Origin of the sequence: Rhodococcus sp. T9N (genome assembly GCF_024436645.1) — a bacterium.
GTDB lineage: Bacteria > Actinomycetota > Actinomycetes > Mycobacteriales > Mycobacteriaceae > Rhodococcus_F > Rhodococcus_F qingshengii.
Genome location: NZ_JAMSKS010000013.1, coordinates 183,996 through 206,917, shown reverse-complemented (window position 1 = coordinate 206,917; position 22,922 = coordinate 183,996). Strand labels below are relative to the sequence as shown.

Below are 22,922 nucleotides of genomic sequence, written 5' to 3'. Positions count from 1 at the left end.
ATGGTTGTAGATGTCTTCTGAAGAAGTGCGTCCGCGTGTGCCTGGCACAGTGCGTCGCCGTATCGCTGCCGCTGTAGTCAGCTTTGCAACCGTCGCGGTGGTGACAGGAATGTTCACGACGCCGGTGGTTGCCGATTCGCCCAAGACGGTTCGGGTGGGAGCGTCGTCGAGCGGACTGACGCTCGACGGACAGCCATGGTGGCCTACCGGGCTGAATGCTTATCAACTGGCCACTGATTGGTCGGTGAACTTCGGCTGTGGCGCCATGGTCGATCTCGATGCCTACTTCGGTTCTCTGCCACCGAACTCCGTCACGCGTTTCAACGCGTTCCAGGCGCTCGCGGTGAACAAGGTGTCCGGGGAGATGGATTTCGGCCCGATGGACGCGGTGTTCGACGCTGCGGCGCGACACAATCAGTTCACGATTCCGGTGCTCTCACCCCAGGACAGCGGGTGTGATGACGGGCTGTTCAAATCCAGGGACTGGTACACCGACGAGTGGAAGGTCGCGAACCTGATCCCAGGTCGAGCCACCATGAGCTTCCAGGACTGGATGCACACCGCCGTCGACCGTTGGAAGAACGAGCCTTCCGTCGCGGCGTGGGAATTGGTGGGGGAGCCGGAACCGAGCCTGTGTACCGATGCCGCCTGCAATTGGTGGACAAGAACGTGCCCGTCTGATTCCGCGCAGGTGTTGCGGGAGTTCTTCGACACGGCAGGCGCCGAACTTCGGGCGATCGATCCGAACACCCTGATCACGGCCGGATACGTCGGGGGCGGTCAGTGCGGCACTGCGGGTGACGACTACCAGTACGTGAGCGAGTCCGACTTCGTCGACGTTCTGCAGTATCACGACTACGGAGCAGACGGGGTTCCGCTTCCGGGCGACCAGTGGAACGGACTGGCGCGTCGCATCGAACAGGCCGCGAACGTCGGGAAGCCGTTGTTGGTCGCCGAGACAGGCGAATTGGCAGGCAGTTGTGAATCACTGGCGACCAGAGCCACGAATATCGAGACGAAGCTGACGGGGCAGAAGGTGGCCGGTACGGCCGGAGCTCTCCTGTGGGCATTCGTGCCGGATCCACGGCCGAACGAATGCACGATGGATATCGGGCCTGACGATCCACTCTTCGACGTAATTGCTTCACTGGCAAGTTAGGACACTGCGAGTAGTCCACTGGGAGTTCCGCCCAGTGGGAGTATGGTCACGATTTGATAACAACCTGAACCTGGTGTTGCGGCGTGATGATCGTATTTCGTTCGTATTCAATGGTATTCAGTGGCATTCACCTGTGGATAACCGAACTTGAAGGCTGGTGAAGTCGCACGGGACCATCGATGCGACGCCTCCAGGACCTACGTCCGGGTCGGCTGGGGACGGTCCGGTTGAGGCGCTGAGTTCGGAAGTTGTGTCGTACCTGTCTCTTTGGTCAGTTGCTACGTCCCGCCGTGGTCAACGTCGAAATACGATCACAACCGTTCGCCGCGGTAACGGGTAGTGCGCGGAGTGCGGCGCGCCCCTCGTGGAAGTGACATCGAGGGGTGGTGTGTAGCTCTCGCGCGCAACGAATTCCGAGTTCGAGTCAACTTGCGGCGGCATCGGCCGCCCGGTAGACCTTGTGCGCAGGCTGTACATGCGGTGTGAGCTTCGGTCGTCGAAATGAGGGGACGACCGCTGCATGCGCGTAACGGTAAGTGTGTGAAACATCGCGTGAGCGGAGAGGTGAACGATGACTGGGTGCGCTGAACGGCCTTTCAAGACTGCTGTGGTTCCGGCTGCCGGAATGGGGACTCGTTTCCTCCCGGCCACCAAGACGGTTCCGAAAGAGTTGCTCCCCGTGGTCGATACACCCGGGATCGAGCTGGTCGCCAGCGAAGCGGCGCAAGCAGGCGCGGAACGTCTGGTGATCGTCACTGCGCCGGGCAAGGCATCGGTCGTCGGGCATTTCGTCGAGGACCTGGTGCTCGAGGGCAAGCTCGCCGCCAGCGGGAAGCACCATCTACTCGAACGTGTGCGTCGGGCTCCGGGCCTGATCTCGGTGGAGCCGGTTGTGCAAGAGTCTCCGCTGGGATTGGGACACGCTGTCGGTCTGGTCGAATCGGTGCTGGACGCGGACGAGGACTCGTTCGCGGTGCTGCTTCCCGACGATCTGGTCCACCCCTGCGGCATTCTCGACGCGATGGCGAAGGTACGTGCCGAGCGTGGTGGTTCTGTGCTGTGCGCGTTCGACGTCGCGCCCGATCGTGTTGGGGCCTACGGAGTATTCGACGTCCAAACACCTGTGGAGGGCAGCGATCCCGATGTGCTTGCCGTCATCGGCATGGTTGAGAAGCCGGCTCCTGAGGATGCTCCGTCCACTCTCGCCGCGGCCGGACGATACCTTCTCGATCGCGCCGTGTTCGACGCGCTCAGACGAATCTCACCCGGGCAGGGTGGCGAACTACAACTGACGGATGCGATAGCGCTGTTGATCGCGGAGGGGCATCCGGTTCACGTCGTCGTCCATCACGGAACCCGCCACGATCTTGGTAACCCGGGAGGCTTTCTGCGAGCATCTCTCGACCATGCGCTCAGTCGCACCGAGTACGGACCGGAGTTGCGAGTCTGGCTCAAGGAACGATTGGATCAGCCGGATCCGCAGCTGACCTACTGACGTGCAAGGCTATGCGACGCGGAGCGTCTCGCCAGCTCATCGAGGAGATCTTGCGTGCTGAGCGACGACAGCGAAATCGGCTTGTCGTCCAGACCCGACTCGTCAGGTGTCATGTAGCCCGCCGCGACAAGAATTTCCTGGACGTGGACGTCGAAGACGCGGCAAGCAGTTCTGATCGTGTCCTGCGTGGGGGGGCGTTTCGCGGACAGCCACCGACCGAGTTCGGAGGGGCGTATTCCCAGCGCACGCGCAGCATCGGCTACGTCAGTTTCTTGGCGAAGTTCCAGTTGATGCTTCACCCATTCCGAAAAACCGCTCATACCGGTCATAGTGCCTGAGTGCTGCGCGGTAAGCCAGCGCCGTCTCGACACGTAAGGCGCTCGACGGCTGATCTGTGATCATTCGGCAACCAATCACCGCAGTTCTCGCGTACCGGTAGTTAAGTTTTGTGACTGGATTGTGTGTTTACCGCAACCATCTAGCTGTGCGTTTTCCGGTGAAACCCGAAATCGGGTGAAATTGTGGGTGAGGCGGATCAGTAGACATAACTCACACCTGTGTAGAACGTGAGGGTTGCGTTGTCACGTGTTCAGACCGTGGAAGGTTTTTTCCCAGTAGGACGGGTTGCGAATCAATTGGTAGGTCCCCTTGATCGCCGCGATGCTCATCAGCACCCAATACAACGGAGCAGTCAGACAGGCGAGGAGGAGCATCGCGTTTCGCGTTTCTCGGCACGCCACGAGGTTCATGTAGAGAACAGCGGCATTACCGAATGCCAGAGAGATCAACGCGGGGAAATAGACATAGTTGGGGAAGACCTGGTGGATCACTTCAGGTTGTCCGAGAATCCAGTCCAGACTGATGAGCCAGAACACCATGTTCAAAGTGGCGACCAAAGGTGTGCCGGCCATGAGAATCGTGAATCGGAGAAAGCCGATCGGACCCAATCCTCGCCATAATTTGACGGGTTGGCGCATGTGGACGAGCCACGTCTGCAAATAGCCCTTGTACCAACGCGAGCGCTGTCTGATCCAGTTGATCGTGTCACTGTTGGCTTCTTCGAGCGTGGTGGAATTCAAGACCGCGGTGCGATATCCGCTCTCTGCAATCCGCACGCCGAGGTCCGCATCCTCCGTGACATTGAAAGGATCCCACGCCCCGATCTCGTCGAGGACGCTACGGCGTAGGTGATTCGAGGTGCCGCCGAGAGGAATCGGTGAATTGCTCCGCATCAATCCAGGAAGGATGAAGCTGAACCACAGCGCGTAATCGGCGGTGAACCACGCGGTCAACAGGTTCTGAGTTCCGTTGTGGAATGCAAGTTTGGCCTGAACACAAGCAGTGTTCTCGGGAAGTTTCGCGAAAGTTGCGACTACTCGACGTAATTGGAGTGGGTCGGGGGAATCCTCGGCGTCGTAGATCGTGACGATCTCGCCCGTCGAGAAATGCAGACCGTAGTTGCATGCTTTCGGTTTGGTTCGTGGATCGGCCGCGGGCACCTTCAGAATGCTGACGACCTCGTCCACACCGGCGGCAAGTGCAGCTTCGATAGTGACGGCGTCGTCTTCCTCCAGTAGGAGAAGGACTTGCATCTTGTCTGCCGGATACTCGATCGCTCGCATGGCTGCGATGAGGTCGCCGACGACTTCAGGCTCGTTGTATGCGGGGACCAGAATGGTATAGGTGGGAAGGTCGTCGTATGAAAGAGCAAGTGCCTCTTCGTCACTGATCGTCATGATCGAGGACGCATCGAGACCCCTCGTGAACAAGATCAGACGGTCGACCATCGCCCAGATGTATCCAATGGTGCAGATCAATGTCAGCGCGATGAGAGTCGGGACGAGGAAGAACACGAGGCTGACGACGACCAGCGCAAAGCCTGCCAACAACGTATTTCGCTGCCACGGATAGAAGGCCACGGAGGCGGATGAGATCGGATGGCGCTCGCGTAGACCGTTCACTGCATCGTGCAGGGCGGCCTCGCGGTACTCCGCTGTATCCGGGTCACCGCTGACCACGACACTGTTGGACTGGCTTCGGTTTGCGTTCACCACGTCTGAGCCTCCACGAGTAGTCGAGCGAGTGCTTCGAGCATGTCCAGGTCCTTGTACTCGGATTCGGTGTCTTCGGTCGAGGTTTCACCACGCAGTAGAACGGCGAGGGTATTGCTACCGTTGGACGCCATCGACGGCTTCGGTTCAGGGAAGTAGGCGTCGGGTTCGTGATTGTCGACGCTGATCAGGCTGACTCGTTGCGCTGCTCCGTCGCCCCGCGTCCAGACGAAATTGAGATTGCTCCATGTGAGAAGGAGAGCGTCGTCGACGATCGTGTACATCTCGGCGACGATCCCGTGCGGCAGCTCCAGCGTGACCGTCGGGCTGACTCTCGCGTTCTCCAGGTCGTAGGTGGTCTTGCTGGGATACACGGCGAGCGTGGAGGGTCGACGGACCTGGACGACGTCAATCTGTACCGTGCGAGGCCGCATCTGTGAGTCCCAAGCGGGATTCGGAGTGTCGGCCCGAATGGTCTGACGACTCAGTTCGGCGGTGCTGCCGAAGTAGCGACGGGGCCAGTCGTATTCGGATGCTCCAATCTGATGCCAGCCCAGCGGAACGACAAGTCGAGGATCCGCAGTAGCCGGGGGCGGACCGACGTTGACGGTCAAACTTGTCGATGGCAGCGGCGTGAAGAACATCAGCACTGCGGCGGCAAACACCGCGAGGATGGTCCAGTTGCTTGTGGCTGTCGAAGGCTTTCGGAGTGGTCGGTCGAACGGTTTGAGCGACTTACCCCGGCGTTCGTACAGATAGAAGGCACCGCCGACGACGATTGCGGTTCCGAGTGCCGGAAACAACTGCACGGCGAAAAGCGGAGCAGCGGGATACGTCTGAATCGTGAAGTAGAGAATCACCACACCGAGCACCGTCGCGGCGACGAAGGCGATCGCCCCTCGCCTCCACGTTCTACTGACGGCGATCGTGGTCGCGGCAGACGCGACAAGCACCATGAGGACGCTGTAGTCGAAACGAGTTCCGCCCATTTCGGTCGCGATGGCGCGGTAATGCAGCGGCGCCAAGATGATCGGGACCACCCAGATTGCCCAGTACCGATTGACCGGACGGAGGCCGAACATCAGAACCGCTGCGCTCCAGACGAATACCCAGGCTGCGATGACGTCGATATGCATCAGTTCGTAGGTCTCGGCGAAACGCGGTAGCAGGAGCGCTTGAAGTCCCAACGCGACGAAGAGACCGATGCAGCCGACTATCTTGTCGGTCTCACGATCGTGAATCGGAAGCTCCGGGCCGCGCCTCAAGTCTGTTCCGACGGCTGCAACCAGGCACAAGAGCGGTAGAGCGAAGACGTAGCCGATGGCAGTTCCGCTGGCCGTGCTCTGCCAAAGCTTGGTCCAGGTGGGCCAAAATGCAAAGATCGTGGCGAGCGCGATCATCAACCACCGCACTGCGAGTCGAGGAATGATCCCGGACTCGGAGCGGATCTCACGAATCTTCAACATTTCCAGTTCCATTCGCTTACTACCCGACATCTGCGTGCGATTCGAGGCTGCGCACCGCTGGGGACTGCCGACCATCGCCATCGGTCCGGCGCCATATGCAGACATTACTTGATCGAGACATATCGCCCTCGCCACGTCGAAGCGCCAGTCCCCGAGCAGTCCGGCCGGAACGTCTCACATGCTCACATCTCACATAGTGGGAATTTTGAAATCTTTTTTTCGGTACCCAGTGCGGGTCTGGGTTGGCCGGATGGCATGGCGGGATTTCGGGTCTGCCGAATTACTCCATATCGAAGGGCAATTCACTTGCGAATTGCAGAAAGTTCAATCAGGTCCGGCGGATTCGACCTACGGGGACATAGGTCCCCGGCGTGCAGGGACGGTTCTCGGTTGCGTGGATTCGGGTCCAGTTACCCATGCGAAAGAACTGTGGTCAGCAGTGAGAGGCAATGTCCGCTTTGTGAGCTATTGCAGTCGTCGGGACCTAAGCCCTCGACGTTTCCGCGGATTTACTCAATAGCTGAACTATAGCTACTAACTGGTAACTACAGCGTAAATGGCACCGTGACATTGCGGCGATTGAACGTGAACGATCGTCCAACATTCTTTGGGTGTGTGCTGGGAAGAAAAATTGCCGGTTAGAGTCTTGACCTGCAACATTATTCGAATTGAACTCCGGCCTTGGAGATGTTCTCATAGTACTCACGCGGCACGTGCAATGCCTCCGGATTATCGAGTTGCAATGTTGCCGATACCTAAGCGGAACATTTGCTCTTCTCCATCTCTAGCTGTGCCTGAAGCATTCGGGTGCAAACGGGAAATTCCGAAGAACGGTCGGGGCCTGGCGGCTCGCAAACGGGAAGGTTGGTCAGATGTCGGCATTGGACATGTCCATGGCGCCGTCGCTCGGGTATCGGCGTCCGCGCATCGTGCCGGACTCCCGTGCGGAGTTTTCCTCGCGTGCTGCGTGGCAGCATCGATACATACGTGCTCTGGCAGTGACGGATTCGCTGATTGTCGTAGCGGCGGTTTCGGCTGCGCAGTGGCTTCGATTCGGCGCCGCGCCGACCGCCGTCGACGCTCGTGAGCTCGGGCAGTTCAGCTACACCGGTTTGTCGATCGGCGTGGTGATCGCGTGGCTGGCGACGTTGCAGATATTCAGGACCAGATCTGCGAGTGTGATCGGAAGCGGTCCTGAGGAGTATCGGCGAATCCTGGTGTCCGCGATGAGATTGTTCGGCGTCATTGCGATAGTAAGCCTTCTGCTTCGTCTCGATATCGCCCGGCTCTACCTCGCATTCGCGTTCCCTGTCGGCCTTCTCGCGCTACTGGTGAGCCGTTGGCTCTGGCGTGGGGTGATCGTGCGAAGGCGTACTCGCGGTGAGTGCCTCACATCGGTACTGGTGGTGGGCAGCAAGGATGCCGGCGCTGAACTTGCACGAAACTTCGAGCGGGGTAGCGCAGACGGTTTCCGCGTGGTCGGAGTGTGTGTGCCGGGGTTCCTTCGGCGCGCGGACGAGTCCATCGCAGTCGACGGGCGTGACATACCGCTCCTCGGTGGTGAGACATCGGTGGTCGAAGCGCTGGAACTGGTCGGCGCAGACACCGTTGCCGTGACGGCAACCGAACATCTCGGCTCGGATGGAATCCGTGCGCTTGCCTGGGATCTGGAATCGCGGGACGTAGATCTGGTCGTTGCGCCAAGTATCGTCGACGTGTCGGGGCCGCGCCTGTCGATGCGGCCGGTGGCCGGTCAGCCTTTGATACGCGTCGAGCGCCCGAAATATCATGGTGCGCAACGCTTTGCGAAATCTTCGTTCGACGTAATTTTCGCGTCATTGTTACTGGCAGCAATTGCACCTGTTCTCCTGGCCGCGGCTCTGGCGGTCAAGCTCTCGAGCCCGGGCCCGGTGTTGTATCGAGCGGAGCGAATGGGACTGGACGGCAAACCATTCCCGATGCTCAAGTTCCGTTCGATGGTCCAGAACGCAGACTCACAGGTGGAGTCGTTGATGGCCCAGAACGACGGCGCCGGTGTGCTCTTCAAGATGCGCGACGACCCGCGCGTTACACCGGTCGGGCGCTTCTTGCGCCGTTACTCGATTGACGAGCTGCCACAGTTCGTCAATGTTCTTCGGCGCGAGATGAGCGTGGTCGGCCCCAGGCCTCCGCTTCGCCGCGAGGTCGAGGCCTACGACGGAACTGTCAGTCGCCGACTTCTTGTCAAGCCGGGGATCACAGGATTGTGGCAGGTCAGTGGACGATCGGACCTTTCTTGGGAAGAGACTGTACGACTGGACCTTTCGTACGTCGACAACTGGTCGCTGATGGGTGATGTATTGATCGTCGGCAAAACGTTGAAAGCGGTGTTGGCCAGTGACGGTGCGTACTGAGACGTGAATGCGGATTCGGGACCGACTTCAGTTCGTGACGTTCTCGGTGGAAAGGCATAGCTCCCCTTGATCTTTCGTACGTCGACAACTGGTCGATGGCGAGCGAGAACACGATCGTCGCGAAGGCGCTCAAGGCGATGTTGGGAAGTGATGGAGCAAATTGACCAGGAGAAGTTTGTGTCGGAACCGCCAAAGTTGAAGTCGTTGCTTGTTGTGGCGCCCTGGTTGGAAGGTGGGGGTGCACAGAAATCATTGTGCGGGTTATTGCGCGGGCTTACCGACACACATACGACCGTGGTCACTTTGTTTGCAGGCTGCCGCGACTTCAACGAGGTTGCGGACCTCGCAGACGAGTTCGTCATGCTCGACTATCCAAGGAGTCCTGGCGGACTGGTCGGAGCCAGTCGTGCCATAGCAACACATCTACAGCATTCGGATGTGGTCTATTCACTGATGAGGGGTAGCCATGTCGCACTAGGCGTTTCGAGTTTGCTCAAACGTCTTCCGAGTGAGCTGATTGCGACCTTCCATCAGTTGCCGAGTGCGGATGAAACTGGCGTTTTCTCCCTGGTCGAGAACATGCTCGTTCGTAAAGCACTTCGGCACGCAAAGCTGATCACCGCACCTTCGGAATCAGCCGTGAGTCAGATTCGTCAACGACGTTACGGACCGCACGCTCGGCTTGTTTACGAGCCGAACTTGATCCGAGTTGACTCGAGAGAAACCATTCGTCGTGAATCTTCGGGGGCACCTCTACGGCTCCTGGCCTGTGGCCGTCTATCCAAGCAGAAGGGCTTCGATCGTATTCCCGAACTGCTGTCAGATATCGAGATTCCGTGTGAAATAAAGATCTTGGGATCAGGACCGGAAGAAGAAGACCTGAAACGGCGGTTCGGCAATACGAAGCCTTCTTCGCATACGGTGGAACTAGTAGGACGCGTCGATGACGTTGTGCCCTATCTGGATTGGTCAGACGCGGCATTTATGCCCAGCCGAAACGAACTCAACCCTGTGTTCGTATGGGAGGCGTGGGCGCGCGGCCGGCCGGTTGTTGCTGCCCATCTACCTGCATTCGAGGATCTGCGAACCTCCGGGCCGGTGCTCACATTTACCGGCGCGGCCAGCCTTCGGTCCGCCCTCGGCGTCGTATCGAGTGACGAGTACCGAGATTTCGCCTATTCAATGGGTTTGCAGGCGTCCCGAACCATGACGACCAGGAGTGAGATCGTTGCCCGAATACAATCGTGACCACCCGCGCATCCTGGTCATTCACGCATACAGTGCTCAAAACTCCGGCGACCGGTTGCTGGTGGAGGAAACACTCGAATTGCTGAGATCGGTGTGGCCGGATTCTGTCGTCGACGTGATTGCCACTGATGCCGAATCGTTCCGCCACCATCCGATCGCGAATCATGTCAAGTTTCATCAGTGGACGTCGGCATGGATTCCGAACCCGAAAAAGAAGGCATCCGTACGTGTTTCCATGCTGGCCAGTACCGTCACCGGCGGGCCGGCACCTGTCAGGATACTGTTCGAGCAAGCGGATTTGATAGTCGCTGTCGGGGGCGGATACCTTCGGGGTTCGTCCGTTTCCGAGGCCCTGAAAACTGCGGGGGCGCATTTCGGTCAACTCGATCTTGCCGCACGAAGTCGTGCGCGCAAGATCTATCTGCCGCAGAGTATCGGTCCGTTCCCGAACATTCTCCGTCGGCGTATCGCGAGTTCACTGAAGGCGATGGATCAGGTGCTCGTTCGTGACGATCGATCACGGGAATTGTTCGCCGACCTGACCAATGTCGAACGAATCTCGGATCTGGCGGTTCTCAAGATGGCGGAGGTCCGTACACCTCGTACTATCGAGATCACGCATGGCCCGGTAGTCGTGGCACGTGAGCTGTCCCGCCCTGGATCCTACGAGAACACTCTGTCCGACTTGGCTCGGTCAGATCATGTTGTATGGGCGATTCAGTCCACCGGTGGCGGAAACAATGACACTCCACTCACCGTCAAATACTCCTCGGGAACCCCAAAGCCATTGCAGCACTATCTGGAGAGCGCGGAGAATCGCGTCGTTGTCAGTACACGCCTGCATGGATCGTTGTCTGCATTGCTCGCCGGAAAGCCGAGTGTGCACCTGGGCTACGAACGAAAATCATGGGGAGCATTTCATGATCTGGGGTTGGAACAGTACGTTCTCGATGCCCGACGGACTTCGGCAACTCGCGTTCTCGACGCGGTGGAATCGATACGAGACGATCCAGCCACTTACTGGCGCCTGATCGATTCACGCATCGAGGCCGTCGCGTCCCAGAGGGAACGCCTACTCGGCTCCCTGGCTGTGCCATGCCACCTGCCGACGGCTGGCCAATGACATGAACCTCTCGTTCCTGTTGTTTGCCAGTGTTTTTCTCTTGCTGATCGCACGTGTACGTGGGGTGACGGTGTTGCCAACCCGCCGTCAAACCTCAACAGGTACCAGAAGCGGGCTGATCGGGATCTGGTTTTGGGTATCGGTGATATGGCCGGTCCTTTTCAAGGCGGTGTTAGGTAGCGTCCTTGCCCTATACCTTCCAGTTTCTGGCTCCGCGGTCTTCGTGATCTCCTACGTGCCTTCGATTGTCATCGGAATCGCGATTTTCATCGCCTCTCTCGGGTCCCGAGATTCATTCCCCTATATCCCCGCGATACTGGTCATGGCGGTGGCGATCATGCCGATCCTCATCTTCGGGGTCGTGGACATCGGTGTCGTCGGAGCGATATTCATGATTGTGCCTACGCTCCTGTGGTGCCGCGCGCTCTCGGTTGACGTACTGAACTGGCCCCGTCTTTGTTACCAGGGTCTGCTTGCGCTTTGTCTGAGCATGGCTGTGGTTTTCGTCGTCTGGCCTGAGGCTGTGGTCGAGACCTGTCGGTTGGACAAGTGCACTGTGGCGGGCCAAGTGCTCACGTCATCGATCACAGGCAATGGCAACTTCCTGGGGCTGTGTGTCGCACTGCTGAGCGTCGTTGCCGTGTATCGGCAACACTGGATCACAGTTGCGGCGGTTGGACTGGCGAGCCTCATCGTGATCGAAATTTCTGGCAGTCGAACAGCGATGATCGGTCTGGTTCTCGGCTACCTCGTAGTCCTCGGTATCGGAAACCGCATGTCGCGGGTTGTGGCTCTGGCAGCTGCGATGGTTGCGTTGGTGATTTCTTTTGTGCCAGTGTTCCGAGTTTACGGGCTCCGCGATTACACCTATCGCGGTGCTTTGTGGATGAGGGCGAAGGAGCTGATTTCGGAGAGTCCGAATGTTGGTCACGGCGCGAACTATTGGACGGAGCATAACGCGTATCGCTTCTCCTCCAACTATGCCGCGCACAACATTTGGTTAGAACTCGGCGTTGCCGTCGGGTTTCTCGGAATTGCCGTGCTTGTCGTCGCTGCGGCCTGGGCGTTGCTGACCACTGACGTGGAAAATCGATACTTGGCATGGGCGCTGATCGTAACTACGGTCGCTGTGGGATTTCTGGAGGCGCCCATCCAACCGTATCGAACCGGTCTGCTTCCCTTCCTGTGCCCTCTCATTCTTCTCTTGTGCTCCTCGGGTATGCGGAAAAGATCAGTTGATACTTCGGAGACGGAAGACCTTGCGATGGAAGATATTCGAAGCTCACATGTTGATGCCGGCCTGACGAGGGATGGTGCGCGATGAAAGTTCTGCATGTCACGGAAGCGCTCGGAGGAGGTGTAAGCACCGCGATCTTGAACTATCAGGCGTTGACGCCAGAAATGCATCACTGCGTGATTGCTCGCGAACGGGCCGGGCAGAGCACATACAATTTCCCCTCCGAACTCAGCGTGACATTGGTACCTGGAAGTTTGGCCGCACTTTTGCTGTCCGCGATTCGTATGGTGCGCCGGGGAGATTTCGATGTTCTCCACCTGCATTCCAGTCTTGCCGGTCTCGCCCGGATCATCCCGGGGCACCGAGCTGGAATCGTATACACCCCACACTGTTACGCATTCGAGCGCACCGACGTCAGTCCCCTGGCGCGGGTACTCTACAAGTCCGTTGAGCGTGGGCTACTCTCGATTCGGCGTCAGTGCGTTGTTGCCGTGAGTGGACGAGAAGCCGAGTTGACTACGGAGTTGTCGAACTCCTCCACCTCCATCGTGGTCGGCAATGTATCCCCGACCGATCACGGCGCATATTTGCGCGCAAGCAGCCCTCGGACAGCGGAAGCATCGGCTGAAAGAAGCCGAGTAGTGATGGTGGGAAGGATATTTCCCCAAAAGGATCCCCAACTGTTCGCCGATATTGCAGCAAGGTTGTCGAGCAGGTTCGAGTTCGTGTGGGTAGGAGACGGCGAAGCCGGGTTGAAAGAAAGTCTCGTGGAATCCGGGGTTCGGGTGACGGGCTGGATTCCAGCTGAACAGGTGCTGGATGAAGTGCGCGCCAGTTCGCTGTATCTCCATACCGCGGCCTGGGAGGGCGCTCCGATTTCCGCTGCGGAAGCCGCCGCGGTCGGTGTCTCGGTGATCAGTCGTGACATCAAAAGTATGGTCTCGCTTGGCTATCCAGTCGCTGGCAATACTGCGGAGTCTCTGTCAATGGCCGTCACACATTACTTCGACTGCCTGGACTACCGAACGACTGTTCAAGCCAAGACACAATATTTCAACCGAACAGTGGACGTCATGAGTTCGCGTACAGCACTCATCGACGCCTATGCATTCGCGATAGGGGCTTCTCGATGACTTCATCGGTCACCGTCATTACCATCACCAGGAATGATCTTTCGGGGCTGGTCCGCACGATCGAGAGCGTCCGGGCTCAGAGTGCACAGGGAGTCGAACACATCGTGATCGATGGTGGTTCGACGGATGGAACTGTCGAATACCTTGATTCGTTGGGTGATTCGTTAGTGTGGAACACAGGCCTCGACAGCGGTCGCTATGACGCAATGAACATCGGTGCGGAACTGGCGAGTGGCGAGTTGCTGTGGTTCATGCACTCGTCCGACGTGTTCCATTCATGTGACGTTCTGGAGAGAGTCTCTCGAGATCATCAAGGAGGGGGCGTCTCTTGGCGGTGGGGTTACGGGCTGAGCAACATCCACGACTCCGGAAGTTCCATCGGAATCGGTGGCCGTATCCCGTTCAGTCTGTCCCGATTCGCGCTAGGTGGAAACATCATTCCCCATCAAGCATGTGTGATCGAGAAGTCGCTGCATGTTGAGATCGGCGGTTACGATACCGAATTCGGACTCAGTGCCGACCAACTGTATCTGTTGAAGATGGCGGTCCGATCGCAACCGCGCGTGTGGACCGAGTTCTTCTGTGACTTTGATTCGGCCGGCGCTGGTTCGGTGCGGGGCATGATGGATCATTACCGGGACATGCGGCGATCACGCGCCCTGACCGGAATTACAGTCTTCAGGGCGCAGTGGCTCGATTATGCGGTGTCCTTGGGGGTTGCGCTTCTCGCAAAAACCGACCGTGTTCAAAGACGAGTTCTAGCAGGGGTGACTCCTCGTGTCCGATGACTATTTGGAACCCACAACGCAATCAAGTGCGGAATTCGCAGTTGTCATACCAGCTTTCAACGCGGAAGCCACACTTTTGGCGTCAATCGAGAGCGCGCACAATGCGGGCGCTTCGGAAGTCATCGTGGTGGACGACGGATCCACAGACAGTACCGCCGCGTTATGTCGCGCCCACGATATACGTGTCCTGACGCAGCCAAATGCGGGTGCATACCTCGCGAGACGACGGGGGGCCACGCTCGTCACGGCACCGTACATCGTGTTCCTGGACGCGGATGATCTTCTGGTCGCACCCGGCATTCACGAGTCCTTGCGTATTCTCTCTGCACAGGCGGACTGCGCAGTCGTCGCTGGACGTGTGATGGCGAGTCTCCCACGTGGGCGTAGTCGGTTGAACAATCAGTCGTACTCCGAGATCAATACTCGAACCCTGTTGACACAAGGGTATGGTCCGTTTCCACCGGGAGCGGCGCTGGTTCGGCGTGCCGATTACGAAGCAGCGATTGCGCTGGACGTACCGGAGATCGTCGAGCGTTACGCCGACGACTACGAAATGTTCATTCGTCTATCCGTCGTCGGCCGAGTCGTTCAACACAACACCGTTTCCCTCGTGTATTCGATGTACGCAGGCAAATCCATTGGTTCTCCTGAGAAATCGCTGTTGTGCAAGGAATCGATCAGGGGGCACTACGCGCGACATCTGGGGATCCCAGTTCGGCTGATGAGCGCATCGGCGGTTGCCGCAGCTGCGAACGCACGCATGGGACGAGCGTCGTTCGCGCAAGGTTTGTACTGGCGGGGTTGCGTGAAGGTAGCAGTTGCCGCGTGCTACAAGGTACTCGCTCGGATCGGCGACAGCGGTCTGAAGCAGTCCACAATCGTGTCTGGCGCTGGAACCTCGGAGACACGAGGGTGAACACAGTGGTCAGCTCATACGTGAGGTCGGCGAAGTCGATCGACCTGGGCGGGACCGGGTTCTTTCGACTGGTAGGTCTGCTGGCCGGCGCTTGCGCGAACTTCGCCGTAATAGCAATTCTGTCTCGGGACTACGGCGTCGAGTACTACGCCTTCTATGCGCTGATGGCGTCCATGTTGAATCTACTTCCCTTCGCGGACTTCGGTATCGGCGCGACCATGGTGAACGCGACAGCAGATTACCGAAGTGGTGCACTCGATCGGATGTCGTTCCAATCCCATTTTCGGCGGGCGAGTCTGGTCACCGTTCTGGTATCCCTCGCTGTCGCAAGCCTCGCGTTCCTGTTCTATCAGATGGGGCTGTGGGTGCCAGTTCTAGGCGCAGTCGGTGAGATGGATCATGCGTCGGCGCTGGCCACAGTAGTGATTGTATCTGCGGCAGTTGGTATTCCATTGGGTTTGGGGTCACGCATCCTGCAGGGTTGCGGAAAGATGCGCGTTGTCGTTACCGCAGCGTTGATCGGTCCGATCATTCAACTGATCGTGATAGGGGTTTGTTGGACTACTCAGGCGCCGGCCTACCTGTTTGTTCTGGCACCGTGCGCAGGCTACCTCGCCGTCGGATTTCTTACCCTTGCTCTCGCGCTTCGATCGATTTCCGGCGATGAGGGTTCGTTGATCGGCTGGCGTCTTACAAGCCCGGTGCGAGTTCGCATAGCTGAAACGGCGGTTCCGTTTTTTCTCATATCGATCGGCATGGTTGTCGGGTTCCAGAGCCATAGGTTGCTGATCTCCACTTTTGGAACGGTCGAAGACGTCGCACAATATTCGGTGGTGGCGCAATTCGCTGGACCCCTGCTGGCTATCTTGGGAGTGATGGGCCAGAACTTGTGGTCAAGATATCGCGAGCGATACCGAATCGGGACACTTCGGGTGCGTGAATTCGCCCAGCATATAGTACTTCTCGGCACTGTGGGCGCCGTATTTGCGCTTGCTCTGGTCGTCATCAGCTATCCGGGAATTCGGTTTGTCTCGGGTGGAAGTCTTGTCGTCCCGCTGGCAACCGTTTTGGCCGGAAGTGTTTACATCCTTGTTGTTTCGGTGCATCAGCCGGCGGCGATGTTCCTCATGGACCCGCGAGGACTATGGTTGCAAGTCCTCTGTGTCTGGCTGAGCGGCCTCGTCGGAATGGTATTGGCAATATCCCTGATTCCTGAACTCGGAGCCGCCGCACTCTACTTGGGACTATCCGCAGGAATGGTTGTACTCCAGGTTATTCCGTGTATCTATATTTCGGTTCGGCGAATTTCAAGCATGGAGAAGGCGGTGGAGGCAGGCGTGACCGTGTGAATAGCTGCCCGAAAATCGTGAAGTCGCACATACATGAAGGAGAGAAATGAAGAAGGCACTGATCACAGGCATCACCGGTCAAGACGGCTCCTATCTCGCGGAGTTGTTGCTGGGCAAGGGATACGAGGTCCACGGACTTATTCGTAGATCGTCCACGTTCAATACAGCTCGAATCGATCACATGTATGTGGATCCCCACACGCCGGATGCAAAACTGTTCCTTCATTACGGAGATCTCAGCGACGGGGCGCGTTTGGTCACTCTTCTCGCACAGATACGCCCGGACGAGGTCTACAACCTCGCAGCGCAGTCCCATGTACGGGTAAGTTTCGACGAGCCCGAACATACCGGTGACACGACGGGAATCGGGTCGATCAGGCTGCTCGAAGCAGTCCGGATGGCTGGTCTCGAATGCAGGTTCTACCAGGCGTCCAGCTCCGAGATGTTCGGTGCGACACCGCCTCCGCAGGACGAGCAGACTCCCTTCTATCCGCGATCGCCGTACGGTGCGGCGAAGGTGTACTCGTACTGGATCACCAAGAACTACCGCGAGGCGTACGGGATCTTTGCCGTGAACGGAATTCTGTTCAACCACGAATCTCCGCGGCGAGGCGAAACATTCGTAACTCGCAAGATCACGCGAGCGGTGGCGCGGATCAAGGCCGGCCTGGAAAACGATTTGTACATGGGTAATCTCGATGCAATCCGCGACTGGGGCTACGCGCCGGAGTACGTGGAGGGAATGTGGAGGATGCTTCAGGCCGACGAGCCGGACGATTACGTGCTCGCGACAGGCGGTAACTACTCGGTCAAGGATTTCCTGACGGTGGCCTTCGAGCACGCGGGTCTGAACTGGGAAGATCATGTGCGCTTCGACGAGCGCTATCTGCGGCCGACGGAAGTAGACGCGTTGATCGGAGATGCAGGTAAGGCGGAGCAGAAGCTCGGCTGGAAGGCGACTGTACATACCCCCGAGCTGGCTCGAATCATGGTCGATGCGGACATAGAGGCTCTGAAGTGTGAGGGCAAGCCCTGGATCGACCGCCCGAACCTGGTGGATTGGGAGCATGCCCGATGACGGGGGAGTACGCGCAGAAGTCCCTCGATCGGAACGATGCGGTGTACGTCGCGGGCCATCGTGGACTCGTGGGTTCAGCGATCTGGCGTCGTTTGGAGGCCGACGGTTTCAATCGCCTTGTCGGTCGCACGTCCGCCGAACTCGATCTTCGCGACCGCGGTGCCGTGTTCGAGTTCTTCGCCGCCGAGAGGCCGAAGAACGTGGTCCTCGCGGCAGCCAAGGTGGGCGGGATACTGGCGAACAGCACACTGCCGGTGGACTTCATCTCCGACAACCTTCGCATCCAGGTGAACGTGATGGACGCGGCGGCCGAGTTCGACGTAGATCGCCTGCTGTTCCTCGGATCATCCTGCATCTACCCGAAATTCGCTCCTCAACCGATTCGCGAAGAATATTTGCTGACCGGTCATTTGGAACCGACGAACGATGCATATGCCATCGCCAAGATCGCGGGAATCCTGCAGGTACAGGCTGTTCGAAAGCAGTTCGGGCGTCCGTGGATCTCCGCGATGCCGACCAATCTCTACGGCCCGGGTGACAACTTCTCTGCCAAGGGCTCTCATGTGCTGCCAGCCCTCATCAGACGCTTCGACGACGCGCGCCGCGATGGAGCTGCTTCAGTCGTGAACTGGGGCAGCGGGACGCCGAGGCGCGAGTTTCTCCACGTCGACGACATGGCGGATGCCTGCCTTCATTTGCTCGACCACTATGACGGAGCAGAACACGTCAATGTTGGTACAGGCGAGGACCAGAGCATCGCGGAGATCTCTGCGATCGTGGCGGACGAGATCGGGTTCGACGGCGAGATCGAATGGGATCATTCGAAACCTGACGGGACGCCGCGGAAGTTGCTTGACATCGGGAAGCTTCGAGATTTGGGGTGGCAGCCCAAGATTGATCTTCGTGCGGGGATCGCATCGACCGTGGAGTGGTATCGACAGAACGTCGATTCGATCAGGACATGAAGTACTACAGCATTATTCGACGTAAACTCGACTTCGACAGGCAGACATCGTTATGACTTCTCGTATTGCGGTATTCGGCACAGGCTACCTCGGGGCGACACACGCAGCTTGCATGGCCGAGTTGGGTCACGAGGTTCTCGGGGTGGATGTTGATCCGAACAAGCTCGCTATGCTCGAAGCTGGGGAGGTTCCTTTCTACGAACCGGGACTCGAGGAAGTACTGCGCCGCAACATAGCCGCGGGACGTCTTCGATTCACGGCTTCCTACGAGGAGGCCGCAGAGTTCGCCGACATCCACTTCCTCGGCGTCGGTACGCCGCAGAAGAAGGGGGAGTTCGCGGCCGACATGCGTTTTGTCGATTCGGTGATCGAGACACTCGCACCCCTCTTGACCAGGCCGACCGTAATCTTCGGGAAATCAACTGTGCCAGTCGGTACAGCAGAGCGATTGGGTGCGCGGGCACGGGAACTGGCGCCTGCCGGACAAGACGTGGAGGTGGCGTGGAACCCGGAATTTCTCCGGGAAGGCTACGCGGTGAAAGACACGCTTCACCCGGACCGGCTTGTGCTCGGGGTCGACCGCAATCGACCCGGACGTGCGGAATCGATTGCGCGTGAAGTGTACGAGCAACTCTTGAACGAAGGTATTCCCTTTGTTGTGACCGACCTTGCGACTTCGGAGTTGGTCAAAGCATCAGCCAATGCATTTCTGGCAACGAAGATCTCGTTCATCAATGCGATCTCGGAGGTGTGCGAGGCTTCAGGTGCGGATGTGACCGTTCTTGCCGATGCCATCGGCCATGACGAGAGAATTGGTAGGCGATTCCTCAACGCCGGAATCGGTTTCGGTGGGGGCTGCTTACCGAAGGACATCCGTGCTTTCATGGCACGTGCTGGTGAGCTGGGAGCAGATCAAGCACTCACATTCCTACGCGAAGTCGACAATATCAACATGCGTCGTCGTACTCGGATGGTCGAACTGGCTCGAGAAGCGTGTGGTTCTCTACTCGGAGCCAATGTGGCGGTTCTCGGTGCAGCCTTCAAGCCTGACTCCGACGACGTGCGCGACTCACCTGCGCTGAACGTTGCCGGGCAGATTCAGCTGCAAGGCGCTGCCGTCAATGTCTATGACCCGAAGGCGATGGGAAACTCGAAGGCGTTGTTCCCCACCCTCACTTACACTTCGAGCGCACTTGAAGCGTGTGCAGGCGCTGATGTCGTCTTGGTTCTGACCGAGTGGGCCGAGTTTCGAAAGTTGTTGCCGTCGGACCTCGAACCTGTCGTCCGCAAGAAGGTCATCATCGACGGACGTAACTGTCTGGAACCGACCACCTGGCGCGACGCAGGGTGGACCTACCGAGGTCTCGGAAGGCCGTAAACCGGTGAAACCTTCACGGAGGGTGGGTGTTGTAGGCATCGAGGGGAAGTGGCCGTGTGCCCGGGACCAAAGTCCGTCAGCGAGCGAGCTGTGGCCGGGGGAGATGCTGGGATAGCCGCTCGTGCATCACAGGGTGAGGGGCATGTTGCCTTGTTCGGTTGGTATGCATCAACTTCCGGCGGCAAGTTGCGTAGTTGGTCGTCGACGGACGTTGGTCCTACGGCCCGCTGTGGTATGTGACCCTTTCATGGTCGGCACAGTCGACTGACGATGTCTAGGAAGTTTCGAGGCTCCGTTGCGGTGGTGAAAAGACCAATGACGCAGTAGAGTTCAGCCTGGCTGCACGTTGTGTCTGCTCTGCGCGATGTGTGAGTGGGCCCGATGTCAGTGTCGCGGGTTTGTCAGTGTCGCGTGTTCGCCACTTCCCGATCATGCATCGGCCAGGAAGTGAGATGTGTGAGATGCCGTGAAGGACTCTCCCCCCTGGCTGTTTCGGCAAATACCTCGCGCTGTGACGCAGGGACACGCGATAGAAGATTGGCTGCCTCGTTCAGCCTGCATTGAGTGCAGCGGCTCGACAGCGGCTGTCGATTACTACTCGAAGACGTGATACGTGTTCGAGCCGAAGGAGATTCGACGATGGATGTACGGGACTACCTGAAGATTTTGCAGGCACGGTGGAAGATAGTCGCTGTCGTCACTGTGGTCGTGATCTTGGGCGCATTGGGCGCCTCGTTGATTGCCACGCCGATCTACCAGGCTTCCACGCGCCTGTTCGTGTCGACTTCTACCGGAACAACCGTGAACGAGGCTTACCAAGGTAACCAGCTCTCACAGCAGTTGGTCACTTCCTACGCCAAGCTCCTTACCGGCGAGACACTGGCACAGAGAACGATCGATTCAGTCGGGCCCGATCGACTCGGCGGGCTTTCCGCTGCGGAGATTTCGTCCAAGGTGACCGCCACATCGGCGCCGGATACAGTACTGCTCGATTTGAGCGTGCAAGATGCGTCGCCTGAACTGGCACGTGAAATCGCAAATGCGCTCTCGGACGAGTTTGTGGTGATGGTCAAAGATCTGGGTACGCCCGCAAATGGTGGCACAGCACCTGCGCGCGTCGTTGTCGAACAGCGAGCACAAACTCCCGCGGAACCGGTGTCGCCGAAGACTTCGCGGAACGTGGCGCTCGGTGCCGCGATCGGGCTTCTGCTGGGGATCGGGTTGGCTGTGGTGCGTGATCGCCTGGACAACACCGTCAAAGAGCGCAAGGTGGTCGAAGACATCGCCGGCGCGGCGATGGTGGGAACAATTCCGTTCGACAAGGAACGCGAAGTTCATCAAGCGATCAACTTCCACGAGGGCAACTCCGCAAGTGCCGAGGCGTACCGCGAGCTGCGAACCAATCTGCAGTTCCTGGCCGTGGATCGCCCACCGAGTGTCATCGTCGTTACGAGTTCTCTTCCCTCCGAGGGAAAGACCACGACTGCGGTGAACATCGCACTCGTGTTAGCCGAGGCAGGCAAGAAGGTGTGTCTCGTCGAAGGTGACCTCCGTAAGCCTCGCGTTTCGAAGTATCTGGGACTTATCGGAAGCGTTGGTCTGAGCTCGGTCCTGGCCGGGCAAGCAGATCTCGACGACGTACTTCAAGTCACGAGCAATGCTGACCTGACGGTTCTTGCCTCAGGTCCGATTCCCCCGAACCCGAGCGAACTTCTGGGCACTGACACTGCCCATGCGGTCTTTACCGATCTCCGCAGAAGGTTCGACTACGTCATCATCGACGCCTCGCCGTTGCTTCCGGTTACGGATGCTGCAGTTCTTTCAGCGCTGGCGGACGGTGCGCTAGTGATTGCTCGTCACGGCACGACGAAGAGGGAACAGCTGAGCAGGGCGGTCGGCAATCTCCACAGTGTGGGCGCGACGATTCTCGGTACTGTCATCACGATGACCCCGCTGAACGGTCGTGGTGTCTACGAGTACAAGTACTACTACGATTCCGATCCGGTTGTCGCTGACGTGGCCGTGGAAGGGTCCGTGGACAGCAATCCAGTCGGCGAACGAAAGGTCACGTCGACAGTCATCTGACCTGGTCGTACGGTAAATCCCGACGCCTCACAGGGCCCTCGAGCAATGCTCGAGGGCCCTTCTCTGTGTGGTGAATCGGACGCAATTCTCTAGTCGGGTCCTCTGAGTCTGCGACGCGCAGTGCGGAATACGGGTTCATCGGCCGTCGCAGTAATTGGGTAGGCACGGGCATGCGGGATGTGACGCTGCGGTCTGAGCTGTCCCTGCTTGACCAGTGCCTCTATGACTGTCGATCTGGTTGCGCCCGACGGGGCCTTGGGCGTCTTGGTTGGAATCGCGTAGCGAGTGTGGCGGACCGCAGGCGGACCAGCCCGATTCGGCCTCGAGAGTTTCGCAACGCCTAGATGTCGATCTGGCATCCCTCGATGGATTTGGACAGCGGGTGCGGGGGTTGTCGGCCAGCTGCGACTCAGCATGAACGAGTTCTTGGCCGATGTCGGTGGTCATATCGGCCACGGGTCCGTCGGTCGGAGGGCCGGAAAGGGATAGCGTCGACTGCTCTGGGTGAGGCGCTCGCGTATGTCGGCGACCCGGTGGGGCTCAGTCGCGTCCTGGTTACCTGCGACGAAAGGAACCCGGTTTCGCGTAAGGCAATCGAAGCGTGCGGGGGTTTACTCGAGAGCGTGCGCCCAGCTGATCAGTTGTCCCGCAATGTCGGTTGTTCGAGAGACACGCTCCGCTACTGGGTGCGAACGAGCGTGTCGAGCGTCCGTTGACCCTACACGGCCACACACGTTTGCCATGGCCATAGCCATAGCCATCGGTAGCAGTCGCCCCGCTTTGCAGCCGAGCGGCTGCGCAACTCGCATGTCCCTAATTGGGCTGTGCTGCAACTATTTCAGGACATCACCGGCGATCGCTGGCGGTCCACACTCCTCCTTTTGCATGTCTGAATTCTCGGTGTCGCCCGATCGTAGGTTCGCGCAATGCCGGCCAGGAGTAGGTAAGACGCCCAGAGGCGAAGTGTCGAACAATCGTCCAGGGCTGAGTCGACGCTGAGCGCATCAAAGTATGGATTGCAGAGTGTTTACCAACCGCGTGCTGGTTTCCGTCCAAAC

The 22,922-nt window shown here is 58.5% G+C and carries 18 protein-coding genes and 1 pseudogene; 16 read left to right on the top strand and 3 right to left on the bottom strand.

Annotation, left to right across the window (positions count from 1 at the left end; genetic code table 11):
• Window positions 1-10: 10 nt before the first annotated feature.
• The gene (locus tag M1L53_RS21355; RefSeq protein ID WP_054187559.1) at window positions 11-1,159 is read left to right on the top strand and encodes a cellulase family glycosylhydrolase; all 1,149 of its coding nucleotides are present in this window, start codon (window positions 11-13) and stop codon (window positions 1,157-1,159) included.
• Window positions 1,160-1,730: 571 nt separating this feature from the next.
• Window positions 1,731-2,654, top strand: coding sequence for a UTP--glucose-1-phosphate uridylyltransferase (locus tag M1L53_RS21350; RefSeq protein WP_007726597.1), 924 nt, complete (start codon window positions 1,731-1,733; stop codon window positions 2,652-2,654).
• Here the strand turns inward: M1L53_RS21350 and M1L53_RS21345 are convergent.
• The 3 genes from M1L53_RS21345 to M1L53_RS21335 all read right to left on the bottom strand — a co-directional run bounded on the left by M1L53_RS21345 (window position 2,648) and on the right by M1L53_RS21335 (window position 6,171).
• Complete coding sequence (locus M1L53_RS21345; protein ID WP_232319027.1) at window positions 2,648-2,974, bottom strand: helix-turn-helix transcriptional regulator; 327 nt, start codon at window positions 2,972-2,974, stop codon at window positions 2,648-2,650. The genes M1L53_RS21350 and M1L53_RS21345 overlap by 7 nt on opposite strands.
• A gap of 261 nt (window positions 2,975-3,235) precedes the next feature.
• Window positions 3,236-4,708 (bottom strand): glycosyltransferase, encoded by a 1,473-nt coding sequence (locus M1L53_RS21340; RefSeq protein ID WP_081305432.1) that lies wholly within the window; start codon window positions 4,706-4,708, stop codon window positions 3,236-3,238.
• A complete protein-coding gene (locus M1L53_RS21335; protein ID WP_228401969.1) occupies window positions 4,702-6,171 on the bottom strand; it encodes a hypothetical protein in 1,470 nt (489 codons plus the stop codon). Before M1L53_RS21335 ends, M1L53_RS21340 begins: the two co-directional genes overlap by 7 nt.
• 872 nt (window positions 6,172-7,043) lie before the next feature.
• Between M1L53_RS21335 and M1L53_RS21330 the strand changes: the two genes are divergently transcribed.
• The 14 genes and pseudogenes from M1L53_RS21330 to M1L53_RS34900 all read left to right on the top strand — a co-directional run bounded on the left by M1L53_RS21330 (window position 7,044) and on the right by M1L53_RS34900 (window position 22,580).
• Window positions 7,044-8,564: a sugar transferase gene (locus tag M1L53_RS21330; RefSeq protein ID WP_007726602.1), complete on the top strand. Its 1,521-nt coding sequence runs from the start codon at window positions 7,044-7,046 to the stop codon at window positions 8,562-8,564.
• 150 nt (window positions 8,565-8,714) lie between these two features.
• A complete protein-coding gene (locus M1L53_RS21325) occupies window positions 8,715-9,812 on the top strand; it encodes a glycosyltransferase (RefSeq protein WP_054187557.1) in 1,098 nt (365 codons plus the stop codon).
• On the top strand, window positions 9,793-10,935 hold the full coding sequence (locus M1L53_RS21320; protein WP_003943694.1) for a polysaccharide pyruvyl transferase family protein: 1,143 nt from the start codon (window positions 9,793-9,795) through the stop codon (window positions 10,933-10,935). The genes M1L53_RS21325 and M1L53_RS21320 overlap by 20 nt, the downstream gene beginning before the upstream one ends.
• Window position 10,936: 1 nt before the next feature.
• Entirely contained in the window at window positions 10,937-12,259 is a 1,323-nt protein-coding gene (locus M1L53_RS21315; RefSeq protein WP_054187556.1) for an O-antigen ligase, read from the top strand.
• 50 nt (window positions 12,260-12,309) lie between these two features.
• Window positions 12,310-13,305, top strand: a complete 996-nt coding sequence (locus tag M1L53_RS21310) for a glycosyltransferase (RefSeq protein WP_228232493.1) — start codon at window positions 12,310-12,312, stop codon at window positions 13,303-13,305.
• Window positions 13,302-13,592 (top strand): annotated as a pseudogene (locus tag M1L53_RS21305) (glycosyltransferase); the annotation flags it as partial. The gene M1L53_RS21310 and the pseudogene M1L53_RS21305, both read left to right, overlap by 4 nt.
• 168 nt (window positions 13,593-13,760) lie before the next feature.
• Window positions 13,761-14,093 (top strand): hypothetical protein, encoded by a 333-nt coding sequence (locus M1L53_RS21300; RefSeq protein ID WP_228232624.1) that lies wholly within the window; start codon window positions 13,761-13,763, stop codon window positions 14,091-14,093.
• Window positions 14,083-15,009: a glycosyltransferase family 2 protein gene (locus tag M1L53_RS21295; RefSeq protein WP_007726615.1), complete on the top strand. Its 927-nt coding sequence runs from the start codon at window positions 14,083-14,085 to the stop codon at window positions 15,007-15,009. Before M1L53_RS21300 ends, M1L53_RS21295 begins: the two co-directional genes overlap by 11 nt.
• Window positions 15,010-15,227: 218 nt before the next feature.
• On the top strand, window positions 15,228-16,358 hold the full coding sequence (locus M1L53_RS21290; protein WP_232319026.1) for a polysaccharide biosynthesis protein: 1,131 nt from the start codon (window positions 15,228-15,230) through the stop codon (window positions 16,356-16,358).
• Window positions 16,359-16,404: 46 nt separating this feature from the next.
• Window positions 16,405-17,436, top strand: coding sequence for a GDP-mannose 4,6-dehydratase (gene gmd, locus M1L53_RS21285; RefSeq protein WP_003943737.1), 1,032 nt, complete (start codon window positions 16,405-16,407; stop codon window positions 17,434-17,436).
• Window positions 17,433-18,401, top strand: a complete 969-nt coding sequence (locus M1L53_RS21280; RefSeq protein ID WP_054187555.1) for a GDP-L-fucose synthase — start codon at window positions 17,433-17,435, stop codon at window positions 18,399-18,401. Before gmd ends, M1L53_RS21280 begins: the two co-directional genes overlap by 4 nt.
• 52 nt (window positions 18,402-18,453) lie before the next feature.
• The gene (locus tag M1L53_RS21275; protein WP_007726621.1) at window positions 18,454-19,779 is read left to right on the top strand and encodes a UDP-glucose/GDP-mannose dehydrogenase family protein; all 1,326 of its coding nucleotides are present in this window, start codon (window positions 18,454-18,456) and stop codon (window positions 19,777-19,779) included.
• Between the two features lie 639 nt (window positions 19,780-20,418).
• Window positions 20,419-21,864 carry a polysaccharide biosynthesis tyrosine autokinase gene (locus M1L53_RS21270; protein ID WP_007726623.1) on the top strand — a complete coding sequence of 482 codons (1,446 nt, stop codon included), beginning with the start codon at window positions 20,419-20,421 and terminating at the stop codon, window positions 21,862-21,864.
• Between the two features lie 344 nt (window positions 21,865-22,208).
• Window positions 22,209-22,580, top strand: a complete 372-nt coding sequence (locus M1L53_RS34900) for a GNAT family N-acetyltransferase (RefSeq protein WP_116057106.1) — start codon at window positions 22,209-22,211, stop codon at window positions 22,578-22,580.
• The last annotated feature ends 342 nt before the right edge of the window (window positions 22,581-22,922 follow it).